Raw genomic sequence first — 20182 nt, 5'->3', positions numbered from 1 at the left:
GTCTATGTCCTCCTTGTTCGTGGATCAGCCATCCGGGCTGAATTTTCCGTTCTGGAAGCGGAAATCGGGCGATCAAAAGCCGGGTTTTCGTTCCGTCGACCGCTCCGCCATCGTGCGTTTTCGGCTTTTTTCGGGCTCCGCGCGGTCAGTGCCGGAGTTTTTTGGATCGCGCCGTCGTGGCGACTTTGCCGGGTTTGTACCGCGTCTTCCGGCCCGAGTACATTAGTAACCATTCGTATGTCGCCGCCACGCCGTCGCGCACTGCGACCTCCGCTCGCCAGCCGGTGGCCCGGTTCAGCTTGCGGGTGTCGGAGACGTAATATTTCTGATCTCCGCTGCGCCACGGCGCGAATTCCAGCGCCGGACGGCGGCCGTGCAGTTCCTCGACGAGATCCAGCAGCTCGATCAGGCTGGTGGTTCTGGCCGGCCCGCCGCCGACATTGAAGACCTGTCCCCGCAGCCGGGCGATGTTGTCGGCCGCCAGCCGCAAGGCTCTCGCCAGATCGTCGACGAACAGCACATCCCGGACCTGCAAGCCGTCGCCATAAATGGTGATCGGCCGATCCTGCAAGGCGCGGATCAGGAAATGGGCCACCCAGCCCTGATCCTCGGTGCCGTGCTGGTGCGGCCCATAGATGCAACTCATGCGGAACACGGCGGCGGGTAGTCCGTAGCTGCGGGCGTAGTCGAGGACGTATTGGTCGGCGCTGCCTTTCGAGCATCCGTAGGGGCTGTGGAAATCCAGCGGTCGGTCTTCGCCGATGCCGTTTCGGGCAATCGCCTCGTCGCGCGGCATATAGCGATCGCCCTGGCGGTGCATGGCGAGATCGCCGAGATCACCGTACACCTTGTTGGTCGAGGTGTAGATCAGCGGCGGCGGGCCGTCGGCCGAACGCAGGGCTTCGAGCAGGTTGAGCGTGCCGTGGAGGTTCGCTTCGAAATCGGCGACCGGATCTTCGAGGCTGGTGGTGACCGCCACCTGAGCGGCGAAATGGAACACTTGCCGGGCCCGGCGGACGGCGCTCAGCACCGCGTGAAAATCCCGGACATCGGCGATTTCGACCTGGACCTGATCGCCGTAGGTCGAGCAGAGCCAGTTGAGGTTGCGCTCGACGCCGGGCCGCCCGAGGTTGTCGAAGATGAGTACCGGAATGCCGTCGTCGAGCAGGCGCTCCGCGAGATTGGTGCCGACGAATCCGGCTCCGCCGGTAATCAGCACCGGCCGGGGATCGTCGTCGACGCGGTTTCGATCCGGGCGGGACGACGGTTGAATCCGGTCTTTCATAGCCGCAGTCCCCGCCGCGAAAGTTCCTCGTTGGCCGCCTCGAAGCGGTCGGCGGCCGCCTGGGTTTGCAGCCATTCCATCAGTTCGGCCAGGCCTTCGTCCAGGCCGACGCGCGGACGATAACCGAGGATGTCCTCGGCTTCGCGGATGTCGGCGAAGCAGTGGCGGATATCGCCGACCCGATATCGCCGGGTGATCTCCGGCCGGATGTCCTCGCGGCCGAGCAGCCGTCCCAGATGCTCGGCGATCTCGCGCACCGTATGGTTACGGCCGCTGCCGACGTTGAACACCCGTCCGGCGGCCTCGTCGCGCTCGAGCGAGAGCAGACAGGCTTGCACCACGTCGCGGATATTCACGAAATCGCGCCTTTGTTCGCCGTCCTCGAAAATCAGCGGACTGTTGCCGTTCAGATAGCGCGAGGCGAAGATGGCGAGCACGCCGGTGTAAGGGTTGGACAGGGCCTGCCGGGTTCCGTACACGTTGAAGAAGCGCAGCGCGACGGCCGGGATGTCGTAGGCTTGGCCGACCAGCAGGCAAAGCCGTTCCTGATCGTATTTCGACAGCGCGTAGACCGAGGCCGGCGAGGCGGTCTTAGATTCCGGCGTGGGCAAGGGTTGCAGCGGGGCGCCGTGAGCGTCGAGCAGTTCCCAATGGCCGCGCCGGAGCTGCGCCGGCGGCCGCTCCGGGGGAGCGCAGGTCCGGCCGTCGGCGGTGCGGTAGAGTCCCTCCCCGTAAACGCTCATGCTGGACGCCACGGTCAGCTTTTTCACCGGCTGCTCGATCAACCGTTGCAGCAGGACCGCGGTGCCGCGGTTGTTGATGTCGGTATACCGCTCGATCTGGTACATGCTTTGGCCGACGCCGACCGAGGCGGCAAAGTGGAACACGGCGTCGACGTTCCTCAGCGCCTCGCGGACCGAACCGGGATCGCGTACGTCGCCGTGCACGAACTCGACCGCGCGATTCAGATAGAGCGGCGGCCGTCCGGCGTCTCCGTGGACCTGCTCGCTGAGCTGGTCGAGCACCCGGACCCGATAGCCTCGCTCGATCAACCCATCGGCCAGGTGCGAGCCGATGAACCCTGCTCCGCCGGTAATCAAGATCCTTTCCATGGTTCCTCCTGTCGATCGTTTCGGTTGTGTCAAGACGCCGGTAAGAGGCGTTTTTGTCGGCAAGGGATCGCCGGCCGCTACTCAAACCTTTGTAGGCCGGGATAAGGCGAAGCCGTTTCCGGCGGGTGAAAACGCCGGACAAATCGGCGGGATAGCCGATTTACTCGCCTCATCCCCGAGGCTCACCCTTCGGGCCGTGCTCGGTACGTTCCGGTTCGCTCCAGGCGAACGGGTGCACGCGAAGCGCCCGCAGGGTGCAGCGCAGGGATATGCTGCATGAAACGCCGCGCTGATTACGGCCTACGATTTTGCAACTACGCATTATTCACGCGAGTAGCGTTTGAGCCCGGGATATGAAGGTGGCGCGGTTCCCGGCGTCCGTGCCGGAATCAACTGCCGGTCATGGCTTTCGACGCCTGTCCCTTCGCCGTCAGAATGCCCTCGAAGTAATCTAAGGTGCGCTTGAGGCCATCCGCGAGAGGCGTGGACGGCGTCCAGCCGAGTTTTTCCCTGGCGTGGCCGATGTCCGGGCAGCGCCGGACCGGATCGTCCACCGGCAGCGGCCGAAAGACGATTTTCGAGCGCGCGCCGGTCAGTTCGATGATCGCATCGGCCAGCTCGAGCATGGTGATCTCGGCCGGATTGCCGAGATTCAGGGGACCCGACACATCGTCGGGCGTCACCATGAAACGCAGCATCGCCTCGATCAGGTCGTCGACGTAGCAGAAAGACCGCGTCTGACGACCGTCGCCGTAAATGGTCAGCGGACGGTTTCGCAGCGCCTGGCTGATCAGGTTCGGGACTACGCGGCCGTCGTTGAGCCGCATGTACGGGCCGTAGGTATTGAAGATACGGCCGACTTTCACGCGCACCCGGTACTGGCGGAAATAATTGAGGAACAAGGTTTCGGCGCAGCGTTTGCCTTCGTCGTAGCATGCCCGCGGTCCCACCGGATTGACCGCGCCGCGATAAGCTTCGTGCTGCGGATGGGTTTCCGGATCGCCGTACACTTCGCTGGTCGACGCCTGGAAAATCGGGGCATTCGAGCGGCGGGCCAGTTCCAGGAGATTGAGCGAGCCTTGCACGCAGGTCTTCAAGGTATGGACCGGATCGGCCTGATAGTGGATGGGCGAGGCGGAGCAGGCAAGGTTATAGATTTCGTCCGCGTCTTCGATGCGCAACGGCTCGGTGATGTCCTGACGGACGATGTTCAAAGCGCCCAGTTCCTTGAGTCCGATCAGGGTCTCCTTGCCGCCGGTTCGGAAGTTGTCGACGCAGGTGACCGCGTGGCCCTGCATCAGTAGGCTGCGGCAGAGATTGGTCCCGAGAAATCCGGCTCCGCCGGTTACGACGATGTGTTTCCGTCCGCTCTCTGTCATATCCATGATCTCCGCTTTAAGTGCATCCTTGACGTTCTCGGGCGAATGACGGACCGACCGGTCGGACCCTTCTCTCGTCCGATGCCGCGGACGAAGCCCGCGACCCGAACGGCACGGCCGATGTCTTGCGGCAATCGGACAAACGTGCCCGACCGGCTTGAATCGGCGCCATGAGGAGGAGCCGCGCGCCTTGCGGTTTGCTGATGTTATGAGTTGGTAACCGAAAGGTTACGAATGACTCTTCCCTGTTTGGAACTTGAAACGATCCGTGTCCCGGGTGTATCGCCGGCTACTGATGTTTTGGTCCGCACGGCTCGGCAAAAGTTCAACGACATCTAAGTTGATGATCGGGCCCGACGCCGCCGACGCCGCAATGCGATCGGGCGGCCGGCCGTTACCGTGCGCACGGAAAGCGAAACCCTGTTCGACTCGCCTAGTTGCAATACCGGTATTCGCTTTTGCGCCGGAACGTCACGTTGCCGCCGTTCTCCGTGACGATGAGAACATGCGGCGGCGGAGCATAGATCATCGGAATTATGCAGTTTGGACCCGGCCGTGTTTCCTTGATATGGATCTTGATGAGCGGCGGCTGGCCCGGCAGCGATTTCGTCACGTTCGTCACCTCGATGCCCGACGTCGCGGTTCCTCCGCCGAGCGCCGTAACGACCACCATCCGCTTTCCAAAGTCGATGGTCGGCACGGGTTCGCCCGGATGGATCTCGTTCCAGAACTCGGCCCAGCGGTCCGCATCCTGGATGGCCCTGTCCAGGGGATAATCGATGGTCTTTCCGCCTTCGGGTTCCGGAACGGCTTCGAATGGGATGTTTTCGACCTGTTGCGGCATCCCTTTCGTACCCGCCGCACCGACGGCTTGGATTGCCGGTCCGGCGAACGTTTGCCCGGAGACGGCCAAGGATCCCCACATCATCGCGTGGACGATGGCGATAATACCGATGCCTTTTTCGTTATTCATGACTCACTCCTTTGGACTGTGAAGGAGCACGGCATTCGTGCCCCGATCGACGTATTGAAGCCGCGACATTCGAGGAAGCTCCGGAATGGCCGGCCGGAACCTCCGACTTTGGGGGCCCGTTATTGATAGGGACATAAGTTTGCCCATGCCGTGAAATATTTAAGTTAGAGCGGGGAGAAGAAGCAATGTGCGCTAGTCCTATGGAGTTATACCGGACAAAGGAGCAATCGACATGGCAGGCGAGTCGGAAGAACCGAAACCTCCGTTTCCGGAGCAGCATTTGGAGCAGCCGGAGTTGGAATCCGATCTGGAACCTCGGCCGAGATATCTGGCGCCTTTTTATAAAGGGGCGGACAAACTCAAGGACAAGGTCGCGCTGGTGACGGGGGCCGATTCGGGCATAGGGCGGTCCGTCGCCGTGCTGTTTGCGCGGGAAGGGGCGGACGTCGCCATTCTCTACCACGAGGCGCATTCCGACGCCGAAGAAACCAAGCAGGCGGTCGAAGCGGAGGGGCGCAAGGCCATCGCCATCTGCGGCGACGTCAAGGACTCGTCTTTTTGCCGGCAGGCGGTGGAGCGGACCGTCCGGGCGTTCGGCAAGCTGAATGTTCTGGTGAATAACGCGGCCTATCAGAAACACCGCGGCAGTCTCGCCGAGATATCGGAAGAACAGTGGGATCTGACGTTCAAAACCAACATCTACGGTTATTTCCATATGACCAAGGCGGCGTTGCCGCACCTCAAGAGCGGCGATGCCATCATCAACACCGGGTCGATTACCGGGCTGGAGGGTAACGCCAACCTTTTGGATTACTCGGCGACCAAAGGCGCGATCATCGCTTTCACCAAGTCGCTGGCGCAGAATCTGGCGGAATCGCGGATTCGGGTGAATTGCGTCGCTCCGGGGCCGGTTTGGACACCGTTGAACCCGGCAGACCTGCCCGCCGAAAAAGTGGCCAAATTCGGCATGCAAACCAAATTCAAGCGGCCGGCCCAGCCGGAAGAGATCTCGCCGGCTTACGTGTATTTCGCGTCCGAGGCGGATTCGAGCTATGTTACGGGCGAGGTGCTGACCTTATTGGGCGGAGAGACTCGCGCGGGCTGAGCGTGCATTTCTCCGGGCGCCCGCCGATACGTTCGGCGCCGCCGGCCATGATTTCCCGGTCTTTTTCTGCGCTCGCACTCAGGATCGGGGAGCGGGCTTCGATCTGTCGGTATCGTTTGTTTCCGCGCCGTTATGCGGCGGGGCGACGGTATCGGCCAGGTAAGCGTTGCGTTCGCCCGAAGGTTCGTCCTAGGCGATGTCCTGCCGGATTCGATGCTCCATTTCGGCGTTGAGTTCGGCGCCCAAAAGCACCACATACGCCGTGAGGTAGAACCAGGTGAGCAGAATCACGATGGCGCCGACCGAGCCGTAGGTTTTGTTGTAGTTTCCGAAATTGGACACGTAAAAGGAGAACAGGCCCGAGCCGATCAGCCACAGCGTCACCGCCAGCACGGCGCCGGGGCTGACCCACGGCCAGCGGGGTTTGTCGCGGCAAGGGCCGTAGTGATAAACGGCGGCCAGTCCGAAAACGAACGCCAGCCCGAGGAGCGGCCAGCGCAGGATCGTGAACAGAAACGACAGAAATCCGCCGAGGCCGGTAAAGCTGAGAAATGCGGGCAGTCCGACGACCAGGCCGATGGCGACCAGCGCGAAGAGAATGCCTCCGAAGGTGAATGTCAAGGCCAGGCCGTTCAGTTCGAGAAAGCCGCGTTTCTCCTGTTCGTTGTAGACGATGTTCAGCGCGGTGATCAGGGACGTAGTGCCTCTGGCGGCGCTCCAGATCGCCAGCACGAGACCGAAAAGGACGCTCAGGCTCAAGGTACCGCCGGCGTGGCTGACGATATCGTTCAATTGACTGCTCAGAAGTTTTTGGGCCTCGGGAGGGACGATGCCCGCCAGCGCCTCGATTTCTTTCTGGACGTCCGCAGGGTCGGCGACAAGACCGTAGATGCCGACCATCGCCGCCAGGGCGGGGAAAATCGCCAGCAACGCATAGAACGCTACGCCAGCCGCCACGAACGAAATATTGTGTTCGGCGACCTGGTCTTTAACGCGGTAGGCGATGTCGCGCCAATCTTCGAGCGGAATATCCCGAAGGTGCGCCAACGTGCGGCCGCGGTCGCCGTAAGCGGAAACGCGAGTCGATGTCGGCATCTGTAGAACCTCTCTGACCCATCCGGAGGTCGAAATTTCGATTGGCGGATACGGCGGGCGAAATCCCGCGGCATCGGCTTCTACGCCCGCCGCGCTTCGTGCGCAGCGGCCGCGACGCGCGGAGCGACGTGCGTCGCGGCTTCTTGCCGAGATCGTCGCGCGTTTACGGCGTTCCCGGGGAGTCGTAGCCGGCTCCGCGGCTTATCGATCCGGAGCGGCGCCGGTCGCCCATGCCCCGGCGCCGCTCGTCGGCAGGCGGAATTCGCGTGGCGGCTCCGATCGTTTCGGCCAGGACTCCCTTGCGGCGGTCGCCTATGCTTCCGCGGCGTTCGCCCATCGGCGATCCGGCGGCGGCCGCCGCTTCGCCGCTTCCCAGGTCGTGTCGGATTTCGCCCGATATCGAGCCTGCGGCGATCGGGCCGCGCTCGGCCGTCGGCCGGCGTTCGGTTTCGATCGCGCCCTCGTGCATGATTTCCCGGCCGGTTTCCCGGACTTGATGCAGTAAGCGGTCGCTGGCCTCGCCCATCATTTCGTCTTCCATGCGGGTGCGCGGCATGGTGGCGCCGAGCGCCGCGCCGACGGCGATTCCCAACGCCCCCAATACCAGAGGCTGTTCTTCGATCAGGCTTCGATACTGGCCCTGTAGCGTGCGGCCGAGGCGTGCCGCCCGATCCTGCGCTCTGTGGGTCGCCTCTCCGGCTTTTTCGCGGACGCTGCTCACGGTGTCTTCGACGGAATGCCGGACATGGCTCGCCGTTTCGCCCATTCTCTCGCGGACATGGCCGACGGTTTCCGATACCGCGCTTTTGGCGTGTTCCAGTCTTTCGCCTGCGGCGTGCATGCCGGAGCGCTCGATTTCGCCATGCCGGCTGTGCAGGCTTTCCATCCCGCGCGAGGCAGATGTCGCGTGTCGGGAAGACATGCGGCGACCGGCCCGGAAACCCGTGCCGCCGCTCCGGCCCGAGACCGCCAGCCAGGCGAGCCCGATTCCGAGCAGCGTAACCGGGATCGGATTTTCCTTGACGACGGACTTGGCATTCACGCCGAACCGCCGCACGCTTTCGACGAGTTGCTCGCGGTCGGCGTTTTCATCCAGATAATTCAAGGTTTGATCCAGAAGTTGCCCGGGCGAAAACCGCTTTTGAATCGTGTCCAGGGTTTCCGCCATCTGGCTCCGGGTCCGCTCGATGTCGCTTTCGATTTGTTCGGATTTTCTGGTCTCGTCGTATGTGGTAGCCATAGCGTTCTCCATTCGGTTGCGGAAGAGCCTCCGTTTCGGACGGAGGGTCTCCAGGCTCTCGTCGCCGGGCCGGCGACGACGGATGATGGTTTCGTGCGCGTCGTTTCCGGGAGCTTTCACATCCGCGCCAAGCATTGTTCGATCCAGGCCCGGTGCCTGCGTTCGTCTGCCAGGTTGCGCTCGAGTACGGGGCGAACCTGGGGCGGGACGTCGCTGCGATTCAGCGCCTGCCGGTACGCCTGATGGGTGTCGTCCTCGTTGGATTTCATGGCCTGGAGAATGCCTTGGTCGCCGGCGATATTGCCGATGATGACCTTGCCTTGGGTCAAAACGGCCTTGAAATCGGCCTCGGTGGGCGGCACTCGACCAAGGTCGCGTGCGATGCGGCCGAGTTCCTGGATGTGGCGCTGGTGATCGCTCATGAATTGACCGAATCGATCGCCTATCGCGCGGTCGCCGATGCGCTTGATCGCCGCCTCGTATGCGGCGGCGGCGTCGAAGTCGAGCGCGATCAGATTGGCGAGCGTATCGATGAAAGAGTCCTCGTTTCCAATTAGGGTAGGCATACGGGTCCTCTTCGATCACTCTGTCGGATGTGTCTTCCGTTCCAAACGGCAGCGCGTCATTTCATATGCTCGCGCAAAACGTCCGAGTCTCTGCGGAGCGACTCGCCGGATTTTTTCGGCATCAGATTTTTCGCCTTGAGATTGCTGCGGCCTTTTTGCAGCAATACCAAGCCGACGATGAGAACGATCGATCCGATGATCAGCGGCGAAATCCAGGGATTCTCGACGGCGACGGTTCCCATGAGGTCGTCGAGCCCGGCGACCGCCGCCAGCAACAGGATCAGAAATCCCGCAAACAGCACGGCGCCGCCGGCCGTCAGCGAGCCGACCCCGGCGCCCGCTTCGGACACTTTTTCGGAAAGCTCGGCTTTCATCAACTGCCCCTCTTGACGGACGAGAGTCGATAACTCCCGGGTAAAGTCCGTAATCAGTCCGGCAAGCGAGGAGTCTTTCTTGCTCGTAACTTCATCTGGTTGCATGACCGTATTCCTTCGAATAGTGGTTGTTCCGGCGTTTTTCGCGCCGGGTATAAAGCCTTTCGGAGCCGGACGCCTCAATGGGTATACCTGGGTTCGGCGCCCGTGCGCTCCCCGGCGCCATGCGTGGATTCGGCCTCTCTCCGCTCCGCGGAGCTTTTGAGAAAGCGCGAGAGCATGAACCCGGCGAGCACGCTTCCTCCGAAGAAAACTCCCGGATTCCGGCGGGCGAAGTCTTCGGTCCGGCTGACCCATGTGCTCAAGTCGCCCTCGCGAACGGTATCGACCATTCTGTCGAGAGCTTCCGCCGCGCGATCGACATAGTGGGCGGTGGTGGGCTGCTCCCGCTCGTTCAACTGCTGAGCGGTCCGGTGCAGTGCCTCCGCCATGCCGCCGATCTGCTCGGCCGCCGCATGGCGTTGCCCCTTGAGCAAGGATTTTCCTCTCTGCCTGGCTTCTTCCTTCAGCCGTTGCATGTCCCGCCCGATCTCGCCGGCGGCCTGTCCGGCCTCGGTCTTGAACTCCGAGGGATGCGTTTCCGGGCCGGCGGAGACGTTCGCGCCGGGCTGATTCGATAAAGGCGATTCATGGATGCTCGAATCGGTATCTACGTTAGTCATAACGCCACCTCGGCTTGCCTTGATTGATAATTCGCAAAGTATTCTCTTTTATACTCTGAGAAACCAGACGTATTACTTCGTATATTCGATTTATTCATCCCGGATCATGCCTTGATATTGTGCTGAAGATACCTATTGCGATCCGCTTGTCGTGATCGCGTGTTTGTCTCGTCGACGAATTATAAGGTTCGAATTAAGGCGCTTATGAGAGAGTGCCTAAGGTCGCCTCATGGCGGTTATAGAGGCGGAGCGAACATGACAAAACCATTGTCTCTAAAACAACAGAAATACGGTTTTTTGCTTTGCCGCGACAGTCGGTTGGAAGCGGGCCATAAATGCAAATCCATGTCGCTATTCTCCAATGGACGGCAAACCGGAAAGTCTTGTTTGTCGGAGTTTTTATATAGATTTTAGAGGTTCGGTAAAGTTCTGGTCCGGCGGGGCCGAAGGAGATGATCGGAAGTATCCGGGTATCTTGTTTTCGAAGCCGGGAAATCGTCATCGACGATGTAGCGTAACGCGGTGGCGGCTGCTTTCCGGTCGATTCCTTTGGGGGCGCCTGGAAAAACCGCGCACTTCGACAAACTCGGTGCGAACGGTTCCCATCGGATCGATCGGTTCCGCTCGTACCGCGCCTGCCGAAGCCTCAACGGGGTCGGTTTTTCGAGGTGCCCTTGGGCGGGTCGGCGGTCAGGATTCGGCGGCGCCGGTCTTGGGCAGGCGCGGTGTCGAACGCCTGGAAGAACTCAGATAAAGCGCCGCGCCGACCCCGGCCAGCAGGGCCAGGGCGCCAGCGGTCCAAGCCGTCCTGCGGCGGGCTCGCCGGGGATCCAGCCAGCCGCCGTGCACGACGTCGAACTCGGCTATGGGCTCGAACAGATTGCCGGGCGAATCCGGGCCGGGCCTATCCTGAAAATGGTCCCGCGCCACCTTTTTCGCCACGACACGTTCCGCCAGGGGCGGCACGAGATTTCGCATCGCGATCATCCGCCCCGCGTTACCTACCGTGACTTCACGCCTGGGGCGGCGAATCGTCTGCAGAATGGCTTCCGCTACGTCTTCGGGCGCATAAACCGGCGGCATTGCCCGGACCGCTTTCCCGGAGTAGTTGGCGGCATGCTGAAACAGCGGCGTGTCGATGGTCGCCGGAAGAACGGTGCATACCTGGATATCGGGCGTATCGCGCAGTTCCATGCGCAAGCTTTCCGAGAATCCGGTGACGGCGAATTTGCTGGCAACATAGGCGCTGGCATACGGCGCCGCCACTTTTCCTTCTACGGATGCCACATTGATCAATACGCCGTAGCCTTGTTTTCGGAAGTGGGGCAGAACCGCCCGCGCGCCGTGAACGTAGCCGAAAAAGTTGGTTTCTATCACGCGCCGAAAGGCGTCCGCGGGCGCGTCCTCGAACCGGGACAGCATGGTGACGGCGGCGTCGTTGACCCAGGCGTCGATCCGCCCGTAGGCCTGGACGGCGCGGTGCGCCAAGTGCCTGACTTGTTCTTCGTCGGTGACGTCGGTTTTTACCGCCAACGCGCGGCCGCCGATTTGCTCGCATTCCCGGGCCACTTCGCGCAATACGTCCGCCTGGCGAGCCGCCAGCACGACCGTCGCATGCCGCTCGGCGGCCTTCATCGCCGTGGCCCTTCCGATGCCGCTGGACGCTCCGGTAATGACGATCACGGAATCGGCAATGTCCAATCGCATGGAAACACGTCCTTTTGCTGTGTAAAGAAAGTAAGGCCTACTCCGGATCGCCCTCGCTCTTTTCCCGAGGATGCAGGGGATTTTTGCGGCTTTAGTTTTTGCGACTATCGGTAAATCCGGTGGCGCAGATTCGAAAGCCTCGGCCGGGAGCGCCGAAACGAGCGGAGCGCGGCAAGACGTCTCTCGGCCGACTGCTCCGCACGGCCGCGCCGGTTCTAAGCGGTCCCGATGAGCCTGTTCAAAACGTTCACGTGCTGCTGTTGTCTCGGCAGCAGGGTGGTTTGAATCAAGTGCCGGACGTCTCCCGGGATGTCGGCGTCGCGCAAGGCTTCTTCGTAATCTTTGATGCCGCTTTCCTCGCCCTGGCGCAGGGCGCTGAGAGCCACCTTGTCGCCCAGCAGCTTGGCGCCGCCCATGACCATCTTCGACCAGGAGCCCCAGGCCCCTGAGTCTTCCGAGGGTTTGCCTCCTTGCTCGACGATCCGGGTCCTGAGTCTGCTGGCGGAGTCCCGGTGATCTTCGCAAATCGACGAAATCTGCTGCGCTTCGCCGAGCGCCGCCTCGTGGCGCAGTTTGTCCAGGGCTTGCTGATAGGTTTCGACGGCGGATATTTCGCTGCGTAATAGCTTGTTGAGTTTGGATTCATCCCATGCCATAGACGCCTCCTGATGTGGGGTCGGTTGCGGATCGGCCGGCGATTAACCGACGCTGACCTCGCCGGTCGTTGCGATGTCTTCTGCGCCGGCTTGTTCGAAAATGTCTTTGGCTTTGGACCGTTGATCGCTGTCCTCGGTATGCGCGGAAATCAGAATGTTTCCGTCCTTGATCTTTCCCTCGTAACGTTTGGCTTCGTACTCGGGTATTCCCAGGCCGACCAGGGCGCCGACCAGCCCTCCGGCCGCCCCGCCGGCGGCGGCTCCGCCAAGGGCGGCCATGATCGGGCCGGCCGCGATGAACGGCCCCACGCCCGGGATGGCCAAAGTGCCGATTCCGGCCAGCCAGCCCAATACGGCGCCTACGCCCATTCCCAGGACTCCTCCGGTGGTCGCGCCTTCCGGCGCCTTGGTGTGCTGCTCGTGAGCGAAATCTTTGGTCGTCGATTTGTCGGGGAACAGGACCGAAATGTCGTTGTTCGAAAAGCCCGAAGATTTCAAGCGGTCGATGATCGATTCGGCCTGGTCTCTCGTCCGCGCGATACAAAATACGGCTTTTTTCATGTCAAATTCCTCGGGAAAAGGGTATGAACATCAGTTTTTGGCTGAAATAAATACTCGCGATTCGCCTGCTTCGTGAATTTATCGGAAACGAAATGGAATGTTTTCCAAAGCCGGATCAGCGGGTAACGCCCACGACGGTTTATTCCGGGGAGTTATATATGAAACTGGCGGCGTATGTTCGATTCATGAGCTTATGAACGAACCGGGAAAAACCCGCGGCCGCCAGTCGGTTCGAGTATGCGGTTTACATCTTCATGCCTTCAACCTGCTTTTCGGCTTCTTCACGCGCTATCCCGTATCTTTCCTGAATCTTGCCTATCAGCTTTTCCCTTTCGCCATTGATTTCGTCGAGTTCATCGTCGGTCAGTCGGCCCCATTGCGCTTTAATGGCGCCTTTGACTTGTTTCCAGTTACCTTTGACTTGATCCCAGTTCATGACGTTTCTCCAAAAATCCCGCCGCCGGACGAATATTGATTTTCCGGGGCTCGAAAATTTAAGTACATATACGTATTGACGGCATATGCGCTTTCCCTCGAACGTATTCGACCGATCAAAAGTTCGTAAAGCTTCGACAAAGCCTCTTCCGAAAGATTCCTCGTCAAAAAATGGATTGAGAAAGGCATTATTTTTATCGCAAGGAAATGTCGCCGCGCGAATCGAGGCTATCCTTTTCGACTGTTCGGACGTGTAAAAGCAAATCTGCTTTTGCGTTCGCGACCGGGTGGACGATACTGAAAAGCCCTTGTTCCGATAATGTTTTCAACGGCCTGATCGCGTGGCGCATGGCGGACCGCTTGTGATCGTTCCCGCACCAAGGTATAAAGCCGGAAAGAGATTTCGGAGGAGTCGCGTCATGACCGAGGAACTCAAGCCTTCATGGAAAGACCGGGGTCCCGAGCAAGACCAAACCAGAAAACCCGAATTGCAAACTGCGTCGCGCAAGGAAGCGCAGCGCCCGGACCCGACCCGCTACGGCGATTGGGAGAAGGAGGGGCGGTGCATCGATTTCTAGTCGCCATGTCCGTTGTTGCCGGCGAAAATTCCTGCGCGCGGGTTCGTCGTCCGATTCCGGAACCGTCCAGTCGGTTTTCGCCGTCATGAGCGAACGCCCGCTGTCGCCGCATCTCCAAATTTACCGGCTGCCGCCGACGCCGGTCTTGTCGATCACGCATCGCATCACCGGTGTGCTGTTGAGTCTCGGATTGATTTTCTGGGCGATAGGCCTGGTGGCGGTCGCCGAGGGAGAGGCCCGGTTCGCCTGGATTCAAGGCGCTTTACGCTCGGTGCCGGGCAGGTTGCTGGTGTGGCTTTGGCTGTTTTCGCTGTTCTTTCATTTTTCTCACGGCCTCAGGCATCTCATCTGGGATACCGGATACGGTTTCCGGCGGGATACCTTGGACCGTTACGCGTATTTCGAACTGGTCGCCGCGGTGCTGCTGACCCTGGGATTGTTCGTCCTCACATGATCGCCTTTCTCGAAAGCCTATGAACTATCGATCGCCGCTGGCCCGCGCCCGCGGGCTGGGTTCGGCCAAGCTGGGAACTCACGAATGGTGGCGGCAGCGAGTGACCTCGATCGCGCTGATTCCGCTGATATTCTGGCTGGCGTTCGCGGTCGTCGCGCTGCCTTATGCGGATTACCAGCAAGTCGTCCGCTGGATAGCCACGCCTTGGAACGGCATCCTCATGCTGTCTTTCATCATTGTCGCGTTCTATCACGCGACACTGGGGGTGCAGGTGGTGATGGAAGATTACATTCACATCGACTGGCTGAAGATGCTCGGCATTCTGGGCATGAAACTGGTTTTCGCCTTTCTGGCGCTGGCATCGCTCTATGCCACGCTGCGCATCATGTTTATGGGGTAGCATGACCAAAGCCTACGAGATCATTCGCCACACTTACGACGCCGTGGTCGTCGGAGCCGGCGGCGCGGGTTTGCGCGCGGCGCTGGGGCTGGGCGAGAAGGGCCTGAAAACGGCCTGCCTCACCAAAGTTTTTCCGACGCGCAGCCACACCGTCGCGGCGCAGGGCGGCATCAGCGCCGCGTTGGGCAACATGGGCGAGGACGACTGGCGCTGGCACATGTACGACACCGTGAAGGGCTCCGACTGGCTGGGTGACCAGGACGCCATCGAATACATGTGCCGCGAGGCGATTCCCGCCGTCATCGAATTGGAGCATTACGGCGTCCCTTTTTCGCGGACCGAGAACGGCAAGATTTATCAGCGCGCCTTCGGCGGCATGACCACCCATTTCGGCGAAGGCACCGCCCAGCGTACCTGCGCGGCGGCCGATTTGACCGGTCACGCCATTCTCCACACGCTTTACCAGCAGTCGCTCAAGCACGAGGTGGAGTTTTTCATCGAATACGTCACGCTCGATCTCATCATGGAGGACGGCGAATGCCGCGGGGTGCTGGCTTGGCGGTTGGACGACGGAACGCTGCATCTGTTCCGTTCCCATATGACGATCCTGGCGACCGGCGGCTACGGGCGCTGCTATTTCTCGTGCACCTCGTCGCACACCACCACCGGCGACGGCAACGGCATGGTGCTGCGCGCCGGATTGCCGCTCCAGGACATGGAGTTCGTTCAATTCCATCCTACCGGAATCTACGGCGCCGGCTGCCTGGTCACGGAAGGGGTGAGAGGCGAGGGCGGCTATCTCACCAATTCCGAAGGCGAGCGCTTCATGGAACGCTATGCGCCGCACGCCAGGGACCTGGCCTCGCGCGACGTGGTGAGCCGCGCCATGACCCGGGAAATCCTGGAAGGGCGAGGCGTCGGGCCGGACAAGGACCACATCTATCTGCATCTGGAGCACGTCGATCCCGCGGTGATCGAAGAACGACTGCCCGGTATCAGCCAGACCGTGATGATCTTCGCCGGCGTGGATGTGACGAAGGCGCCGATTCCGGTGCTTCCGACCGTGCATTACAACATGGGCGGCATCCCCACCAACTACAAATGCGAGGTGGTCACTCTCAAGGACGGCAACCCCGAGACGCCGGTACCCGGCTTGATGGCGATCGGCGAAGCGGCCTGCGTGTCCGTGCACGGGGCGAACCGGCTCGGGTCCAACTCCCTGCTCGATCTGGTGGTGTTCGGGCGCGCCGCGGCCTTGCGCTGCGCCGAGCTGATCCAGCCCAAGCGGCTCCACAAACCGCTGCCGCCCGACGCTTGCGACCGGGCGCTGCCGCGCTTCGACCGGTTGCGTCATGCCGACGGCTCGCAAAAGACCGCGGAGATCCGCCTGGCCATGCAGAAATGCATGCAGAGCCATGCCGGCGTATTCCGAACGGGCGAGGTGCTGCGGGACGGCATCGACCAGTTGAAAGCGGTCGTGGATTCCTTTCAGGACGTGCGCGTTTCGGATCGTTCGCTCGTTTGGAATACCGATTTGGTCGAAACCCTGGAACTCGACAATCTTCTCGGCCAGGCCATGGTGACCATCGCCGGGGCGCTCAATCGCGAAGAAAGCCGCGGAGGGCACACCCGCGAGGATTTTCCCGAGCGGGACGATGCGAACTGGCTGAAACACACCCTGCTGTGGCTGGATGAGCCTCACAAAGTCCGTATCGATTACCGTCCGGTCCACCTGTACACCCTGACCGACGAAGTCGAAGCGATCCCGCCGCAAAAAAGGGTGTACTAGAGTAAAGGTCATGGGGCTTTTTTCACTACCCAAGAATTCCACCGTCAAACCCGGCAAGGTTTATCCGGCGCCAGAGGGCGCCACCCATGTCAGGCGATTCGAAATCTACCGCTACGATCCCGAATCCGGAGAAAATCCGCGCCTCGACGTGTTCGAGGTCGACCTGGACCGCTGCGGGCCGATGGTGCTCGACGCCATCATCAAGATCAAGAACGAGATCGACAGCACGCTGGCGTTCCGCCGCTCCTGCCGGGAAGGCGTGTGCGGTTCGTGCGCCATGAACATCGACGGCCGCAACACGCTGGCCTGCACCAAGGCGATCGCCGATTGCCCTGAGGTGATCAAGATTTATCCTCTGCCGCACCAGCCGGTGATCAAGGACCTGGTGCCCGATCAAACCCACTTTTTCGCCCAGTATGCCTCGATTCGGCCGTGGATCCAGACTCAAACACCGCCGCCCGCCGACCGCGAGCGCCTTCAGAGCAAGGAAGAGCGGAACCGTCTGAACGGCTATTACGAGTGCATCTTGTGCGCGTGCTGCTCGACGGCTTGTCCCAGTTACTGGTGGAACAGCGAACGCTACCTGGGGCCTGCGGTTCTGCTGCAAGCCTATCGGTGGATCGTGGACAGCCGGGACGAGAACACCGGCGAGCGGCTGGACGAATTGGAAGATCCGTTCAAGCTGTACCGGTGCCACACGATCACGAACTGCACCTCGGTGTGTCCGAAAGGGCTGAATCCCGCCAAGGCCATCGCCGAGATCAAAAAGTTTCTGATCGAGCGGCAACGCTGAGCCGATGGAACGCGCGCAGCTCCGGTGGCGCTGCCGCCGCGGCATGCGGGAACTCGACCTGTTGTTGCAGCGCTACCTGGACGATACGTACGATCGAGCGCCCAAGGCGGAAAAATCGACCTTCCTCCGGCTTTTGGACGAGCCGGACGAATGCCTCTGGCGTTATCTTTGCGCCGACTTCACCCCGGTAGATTCAGCGCTGGCCGAGCTTGTCCTCAAAATCCGTTCCGCCGCTCCATCTCAGACTTAACCCGTCCCGCAGCCTGGCGATTGCCGTGGCGGCCGCTTACGTGCTGGCGGCGTTCGCTTCCCTGGCCAATCCGTTGCCCGCATGGATGAAGCTGGGAATGCTCGGTGCCGTGCTGTTCGGCGGGTTTGCGTGCCGCCGCGGCGATGCGCTGAATCCGGCCGTCACGGAGCTGGTGCTCAAATCCGGCGGCGAGTGTGATCTCGTTTTGCCTTCCGGCGTGCAGTCCGGGACGCTGCTGGACAGCAGTATCGTCACCGCATGGATGGTCATTCTGCACATCGAAAGCGGAGCGAAGACGCATGCCGTCGCCGTATGCCGCGACAGTACCGACCCCGAGTCCTTCCGAAGGCTTCGGGTTCATCTTCGGTGCCGGTATTAGGGCGTTTTTCGTTTCGGTGGCGCGGGGCGGCAGATTCGCGGTCGGCGCGGTGAAAACGCCGGATCTCGAATGATTCGGCCACGCCGTGCATGTGACGGAACGCGCCGTCCTCCGCAAACAGACACGCCCGGAATTCACATTTCGACCGGCTTTGGTTTTATCCTATGGCGCATTTTCGACGGCATTTGGACCGGCCATTTCGAATAAGAGCGCGAAACATGAGAGAACGGGGTTCGAGTATTCAAAAATCAATCGTCTGGCTGCTGGTGGCGCTGACCGGGGCGGCGGCGCTGGGCGGCATCGCCTTGAACCGGGGGGAGAGCGTCAACAGCCTCTGGTTCGTGACCGCGGCGATTTGTGTCTATGCCTTGGGCTATCGCTTCTACAGTGTGTTCGTCGCGGCCAAGGTTCTGGGCCTGGACGGCACGCGGGCGACCCCGGCGGAGCGCTTCAACGACGGGCGCGATTTCGTGCCGACCAATCGCTGGGTGGTGTTCGGCCATCATTTCGCCGCCATCGCAGGGCCGGGACCTCTGATCGGTCCGACCTTGGCGGCGCAGTTCGGTTATCTGCCCGGCACCTTGTGGATACTGATCGGAGCCGTGATCGGCGGCTGCGTGCAGGATTTCGTGATCCTGTTCTGTTCGATCCGGCGCGACGGGCGCTCCTTGGGCCAGATGGCGCGCGACGAACTGGGGCCCATCGGCGGCAATGCGGCGCTATTGGGCGTGATGTGCATCATGATCATCCTCATCGCGGTGCTGGGCCTGGTAGTGGTGAACGCCATGAAGCACAGCCCTTGGGCGACGTCCACGGTGGCGGCGACCATTCCCATCGCCATGATAGTCGGTATCTACATGCGGCATCTCAGGCCGGGGCGGGTGATCGAAGCGACGGCGCTCGGCGTGAGCCTGCTGCTGCTGGCGGTTTGGGGCGGCGGCGCCATCGACGGGATGGAAGGCGTCAGGGCATGGTTCGATTACGACGGAGCGCAACTGGCGCTGATGGTCATCGTCTACGGCTTCGCCGCGGCGGTGCTGCCGGTATGGCTGCTGCTGGCGCCGCGCGATTACCTCTCCACCTTCATGAAACTCGGGACGATAGCCGCTCTGGCGGTGGCCATCGTCGTTCTTCACCCGGACGTGAAGATGCCGGCGCTGACCCGGTTCGTCGACGGCAGCGGACCCATCTTCGGCGGCAAGCTGTTCCCGTTCGTGTTCATCACCATCGCCTGCGGCGCCATCTCCGGCTTTCATTCGCTGATTTCCTCGGGCACCACGCCCAAGCTCCTGGCCAACGAGGCCGACGCCCGCTTCATCGGCTACGGCGCGATGATGATGGAATCCTTCGTGGCGATCATGGCCATGGTGGCGGCGACGGTGCTCGATCCCGGCGTCTATTTCGCCATCAACAGCCCGGCGGGCGTGGTCGGGAAAGATGCCGCGGAAGCGGCGGCGAAGATCTCCGCCTGGGGATTTCCGGTGACGGTAGCCCAAATGTACGCGCTGGCCGAGCAAATGGGCGAATCCACCCTGTTCGCCCGCACCGGCGGCGCGCCTTCGCTGGCGGTGGGCATGGCCAGCCTTTTCGCCAGCGCTTTCGGACAGGGATTGCTCTCGCTCTGGTATCATTTCGCCATCATGTTCGAAGCGCTGTTCATCCTGACGACGCTGGATGCCGGCACGCGCGTCGCCCGCTTCATGTTGCAGGACGTGCTGGGCAACTGGATACCCGCGCTCGGGCGGACTTCCTGGTATCCGGGCGTGATCCTGACCTCCGGATTTGTTGTGGCCGGCTGGGGCTATCTGCTCTACATCGGTGTCATCGACCCCTTGGGCGGTATCAACAGCCTGTGGCCCTTGTTCGGCATCGCCAACCAGATGCTGGCGGGGATCGCCCTGTGCGTGGCCACGACCATCCTGGTCAAAACGGGGAAACTCCGTTTCGCCTGGGTGACCGGCGTGCCGCTGGCGTGGCTCTTGATCGTCACCACTTCGGCCGCTTGGGAAAAACTGTTCAGCCCCGAGCTTCGCATCGGCTTTCTGGCGCATGCGCGGGATTTGAGCAACAAGCTGGCGGCGGGACTGTTGCCCGACGATCAGGCCGTCAAGGCGCCGCAACTCATCTTCAACGATTATCTCGATGCCGGCCTGACCGCGCTGTTCCTGGCCGTTTCCTGGATTCTGGCCGCGGATACGCTTAGGGTGTGCGGGCTGATTCTGACGCGAAAACCCCACCCGCCGCTCAGCGAATCACCCCACATCCCGAGCCGACTGGTCGAGGATTGGGCGAGGGATTGACGGCATTCGACGGACGACCGCCGAAGCGG

General features: G+C 61.5%; 22 protein-coding genes. 9 read left to right on the top strand and 13 right to left on the bottom strand.

Annotated elements, in window-relative coordinates; translation table 11 throughout:
- Nucleotides 1–145: 145 nt before the first annotated feature.
- The 4 genes from ACWJKU_RS14460 to ACWJKU_RS14445 form a co-directional block, all read right to left on the bottom strand.
- The gene (locus ACWJKU_RS14460) at nucleotides 146–1285 is read right to left on the bottom strand and encodes an NAD-dependent epimerase/dehydratase family protein (RefSeq protein WP_454143275.1); all 1140 of its coding nucleotides are present in this window, start codon (nucleotides 1283–1285) and stop codon (nucleotides 146–148) included.
- Nucleotides 1282–2397: an NAD-dependent epimerase/dehydratase family protein gene (locus tag ACWJKU_RS14455; protein ID WP_454143273.1), complete on the bottom strand. Its 1116-nt coding sequence runs from the start codon at nucleotides 2395–2397 to the stop codon at nucleotides 1282–1284. The genes ACWJKU_RS14460 and ACWJKU_RS14455 overlap by 4 nt, the downstream gene beginning before the upstream one ends.
- Nucleotides 2398–2786: 389 nt before the next feature.
- Nucleotides 2787–3776 (bottom strand): UDP-glucuronic acid decarboxylase family protein, encoded by a 990-nt coding sequence (locus ACWJKU_RS14450; protein WP_454143271.1) that lies wholly within the window; start codon nucleotides 3774–3776, stop codon nucleotides 2787–2789.
- 433 nt (nucleotides 3777–4209) lie between these two features.
- Nucleotides 4210–4749, bottom strand: coding sequence for a hypothetical protein (locus ACWJKU_RS14445; RefSeq protein ID WP_454143269.1), 540 nt, complete (start codon nucleotides 4747–4749; stop codon nucleotides 4210–4212).
- 232 nt (nucleotides 4750–4981) lie between these two features.
- On the opposite strand from ACWJKU_RS14445, the gene ACWJKU_RS14440 reads away from it, so the two are divergent.
- Entirely contained in the window at nucleotides 4982–5854 is an 873-nt protein-coding gene (locus ACWJKU_RS14440) for an SDR family oxidoreductase (protein ID WP_454143267.1), read from the top strand.
- A gap of 189 nt (nucleotides 5855–6043) precedes the next feature.
- Here the strand turns inward: ACWJKU_RS14440 and ACWJKU_RS14435 are convergent, their stop codons facing one another.
- The 9 genes from ACWJKU_RS14435 to ACWJKU_RS14395 all read right to left on the bottom strand — a co-directional run bounded on the left by ACWJKU_RS14435 (nucleotide 6044) and on the right by ACWJKU_RS14395 (nucleotide 13211).
- Entirely contained in the window at nucleotides 6044–6949 is a 906-nt protein-coding gene (locus ACWJKU_RS14435; RefSeq protein WP_454143265.1) for a YihY/virulence factor BrkB family protein, read from the bottom strand.
- A 163-nt stretch (nucleotides 6950–7112) separates the two neighbouring features.
- Nucleotides 7113–8189, bottom strand: a complete 1077-nt coding sequence (locus ACWJKU_RS14430) for a DUF3618 domain-containing protein (protein ID WP_454143263.1) — start codon at nucleotides 8187–8189, stop codon at nucleotides 7113–7115.
- Nucleotides 8190–8305: 116 nt separating this feature from the next.
- Complete coding sequence (locus ACWJKU_RS14425) at nucleotides 8306–8755, bottom strand: PA2169 family four-helix-bundle protein (protein ID WP_454143262.1); 450 nt, start codon at nucleotides 8753–8755, stop codon at nucleotides 8306–8308.
- A gap of 56 nt (nucleotides 8756–8811) precedes the next feature.
- Nucleotides 8812–9234 (bottom strand): phage holin family protein, encoded by a 423-nt coding sequence (locus tag ACWJKU_RS14420; protein ID WP_454143260.1) that lies wholly within the window; start codon nucleotides 9232–9234, stop codon nucleotides 8812–8814.
- A 74-nt stretch (nucleotides 9235–9308) separates the two neighbouring features.
- Nucleotides 9309–9851, bottom strand: a complete 543-nt coding sequence (locus tag ACWJKU_RS14415; protein WP_454143258.1) for a hypothetical protein — start codon at nucleotides 9849–9851, stop codon at nucleotides 9309–9311.
- Between the two features lie 690 nt (nucleotides 9852–10541).
- Nucleotides 10542–11558 carry an SDR family oxidoreductase gene (locus ACWJKU_RS14410; protein ID WP_454143256.1) on the bottom strand — a complete coding sequence of 339 codons (1017 nt, stop codon included), beginning with the start codon at nucleotides 11556–11558 and terminating at the stop codon, nucleotides 10542–10544.
- Nucleotides 11559–11773: 215 nt separating this feature from the next.
- Nucleotides 11774–12214, bottom strand: a complete 441-nt coding sequence (locus ACWJKU_RS14405; protein WP_454143254.1) for a DUF2383 domain-containing protein — start codon at nucleotides 12212–12214, stop codon at nucleotides 11774–11776.
- Nucleotides 12215–12256: 42 nt separating this feature from the next.
- On the bottom strand, nucleotides 12257–12775 hold the full coding sequence (locus ACWJKU_RS14400; RefSeq protein ID WP_454143252.1) for a hypothetical protein: 519 nt from the start codon (nucleotides 12773–12775) through the stop codon (nucleotides 12257–12259).
- A gap of 244 nt (nucleotides 12776–13019) precedes the next feature.
- Nucleotides 13020–13211, bottom strand: a complete 192-nt coding sequence (locus ACWJKU_RS14395; protein WP_454143250.1) for a CsbD family protein — start codon at nucleotides 13209–13211, stop codon at nucleotides 13020–13022.
- A 418-nt stretch (nucleotides 13212–13629) separates the two neighbouring features.
- Here ACWJKU_RS14395 and ACWJKU_RS14390 point away from each other — a divergent pair, with 418 nt between their 5' ends.
- From ACWJKU_RS14390 to ACWJKU_RS14355, 8 genes are all read left to right on the top strand, one after another.
- Nucleotides 13630–13788, top strand: coding sequence for a DUF1674 domain-containing protein (locus tag ACWJKU_RS14390; RefSeq protein WP_454143248.1), 159 nt, complete (start codon nucleotides 13630–13632; stop codon nucleotides 13786–13788).
- Between the two features lie 85 nt (nucleotides 13789–13873).
- Nucleotides 13874–14242, top strand: a complete 369-nt coding sequence (gene sdhC / locus ACWJKU_RS14385; protein WP_454143246.1) for a succinate dehydrogenase, cytochrome b556 subunit — start codon at nucleotides 13874–13876, stop codon at nucleotides 14240–14242.
- A gap of 19 nt (nucleotides 14243–14261) precedes the next feature.
- The gene (sdhD, locus tag ACWJKU_RS14380) at nucleotides 14262–14642 is read left to right on the top strand and encodes a succinate dehydrogenase, hydrophobic membrane anchor protein (protein WP_454143244.1); all 381 of its coding nucleotides are present in this window, start codon (nucleotides 14262–14264) and stop codon (nucleotides 14640–14642) included.
- A 1-nt stretch (nucleotide 14643) separates the two neighbouring features.
- On the top strand, nucleotides 14644–16431 hold the full coding sequence (gene sdhA / locus ACWJKU_RS14375; RefSeq protein ID WP_454143242.1) for a succinate dehydrogenase flavoprotein subunit: 1788 nt from the start codon (nucleotides 14644–14646) through the stop codon (nucleotides 16429–16431).
- A gap of 10 nt (nucleotides 16432–16441) precedes the next feature.
- The gene (locus ACWJKU_RS14370; RefSeq protein WP_454143240.1) at nucleotides 16442–17224 is read left to right on the top strand and encodes a succinate dehydrogenase iron-sulfur subunit; all 783 of its coding nucleotides are present in this window, start codon (nucleotides 16442–16444) and stop codon (nucleotides 17222–17224) included.
- 4 nt (nucleotides 17225–17228) lie between these two features.
- Complete coding sequence (locus ACWJKU_RS14365) at nucleotides 17229–17474, top strand: FAD assembly factor SdhE (RefSeq protein WP_454143238.1); 246 nt, start codon at nucleotides 17229–17231, stop codon at nucleotides 17472–17474.
- A 25-nt stretch (nucleotides 17475–17499) separates the two neighbouring features.
- Complete coding sequence (locus tag ACWJKU_RS14360; RefSeq protein ID WP_454143236.1) at nucleotides 17500–17853, top strand: protein YgfX; 354 nt, start codon at nucleotides 17500–17502, stop codon at nucleotides 17851–17853.
- A 218-nt stretch (nucleotides 17854–18071) separates the two neighbouring features.
- Nucleotides 18072–20153 (top strand): carbon starvation CstA family protein, encoded by a 2082-nt coding sequence (locus ACWJKU_RS14355; protein ID WP_454143234.1) that lies wholly within the window; start codon nucleotides 18072–18074, stop codon nucleotides 20151–20153.
- Nucleotides 20154–20182: the final 29 nt, after the last annotated feature.

The organism is Methylocaldum sp. MU1018, assembly GCF_053646775.1.
Note: the sequence above shows the minus strand (reverse complement) of the source record. Positions and strands in the feature narration are given on the sequence as shown.

Excerpts from the sequence above, each read along its gene's own strand:
- ACWJKU_RS14425 (WP_454143262.1), bottom strand. The coding sequence starts at position 8,755 with ATGCCTACCCTAATTGGAAACGAGGACTCTTTCATCGATACGCTCGCC.
- ACWJKU_RS14405 (WP_454143254.1), bottom strand. The coding sequence starts at position 12,214 with ATGGCATGGGATGAATCCAAACTCAACAAGCTATTACGCAGCGAAATA.
- ACWJKU_RS14450 (WP_454143271.1), bottom strand. The coding sequence starts at position 3,776 with ATGACAGAGAGCGGACGGAAACACATCGTCGTAACCGGCGGAGCCGGA.
- ACWJKU_RS14400 (WP_454143252.1), bottom strand. The coding sequence starts at position 12,775 with ATGAAAAAAGCCGTATTTTGTATCGCGCGGACGAGAGACCAGGCCGAA.
- ACWJKU_RS14435 (WP_454143265.1), bottom strand. The coding sequence starts at position 6,949 with ATGCCGACATCGACTCGCGTTTCCGCTTACGGCGACCGCGGCCGCACG.
- ACWJKU_RS14415 (WP_454143258.1), bottom strand. The coding sequence starts at position 9,851 with ATGACTAACGTAGATACCGATTCGAGCATCCATGAATCGCCTTTATCG.
- ACWJKU_RS14440 (WP_454143267.1), top strand. The coding sequence starts at position 4,982 with ATGGCAGGCGAGTCGGAAGAACCGAAACCTCCGTTTCCGGAGCAGCAT.
- ACWJKU_RS14420 (WP_454143260.1), bottom strand. The coding sequence starts at position 9,234 with ATGCAACCAGATGAAGTTACGAGCAAGAAAGACTCCTCGCTTGCCGGA.
- ACWJKU_RS14395 (WP_454143250.1), bottom strand. The coding sequence starts at position 13,211 with ATGAACTGGGATCAAGTCAAAGGTAACTGGAAACAAGTCAAAGGCGCC.
- ACWJKU_RS14455 (WP_454143273.1), bottom strand. The coding sequence starts at position 2,397 with ATGGAAAGGATCTTGATTACCGGCGGAGCAGGGTTCATCGGCTCGCAC.
- ACWJKU_RS14430 (WP_454143263.1), bottom strand. The coding sequence starts at position 8,189 with ATGGCTACCACATACGACGAGACCAGAAAATCCGAACAAATCGAAAGC.
- ACWJKU_RS14370 (WP_454143240.1), top strand. The coding sequence starts at position 16,442 with ATGGGGCTTTTTTCACTACCCAAGAATTCCACCGTCAAACCCGGCAAG.
- ACWJKU_RS14365 (WP_454143238.1), top strand. The coding sequence starts at position 17,229 with ATGGAACGCGCGCAGCTCCGGTGGCGCTGCCGCCGCGGCATGCGGGAA.
- ACWJKU_RS14460 (WP_454143275.1), bottom strand. The coding sequence starts at position 1,285 with ATGAAAGACCGGATTCAACCGTCGTCCCGCCCGGATCGAAACCGCGTC.
- ACWJKU_RS14445 (WP_454143269.1), bottom strand. The coding sequence starts at position 4,749 with ATGAATAACGAAAAAGGCATCGGTATTATCGCCATCGTCCACGCGATG.
- sdhD (WP_454143244.1), top strand. The coding sequence starts at position 14,262 with ATGAACTATCGATCGCCGCTGGCCCGCGCCCGCGGGCTGGGTTCGGCC.
- sdhC (WP_454143246.1), top strand. The coding sequence starts at position 13,874 with ATGAGCGAACGCCCGCTGTCGCCGCATCTCCAAATTTACCGGCTGCCG.
- ACWJKU_RS14355 (WP_454143234.1), top strand. The coding sequence starts at position 18,072 with ATGAGAGAACGGGGTTCGAGTATTCAAAAATCAATCGTCTGGCTGCTG.
- ACWJKU_RS14390 (WP_454143248.1), top strand. The coding sequence starts at position 13,630 with ATGACCGAGGAACTCAAGCCTTCATGGAAAGACCGGGGTCCCGAGCAA.
- sdhA (WP_454143242.1), top strand. The coding sequence starts at position 14,644 with ATGACCAAAGCCTACGAGATCATTCGCCACACTTACGACGCCGTGGTC.
- ACWJKU_RS14410 (WP_454143256.1), bottom strand. The coding sequence starts at position 11,558 with ATGCGATTGGACATTGCCGATTCCGTGATCGTCATTACCGGAGCGTCC.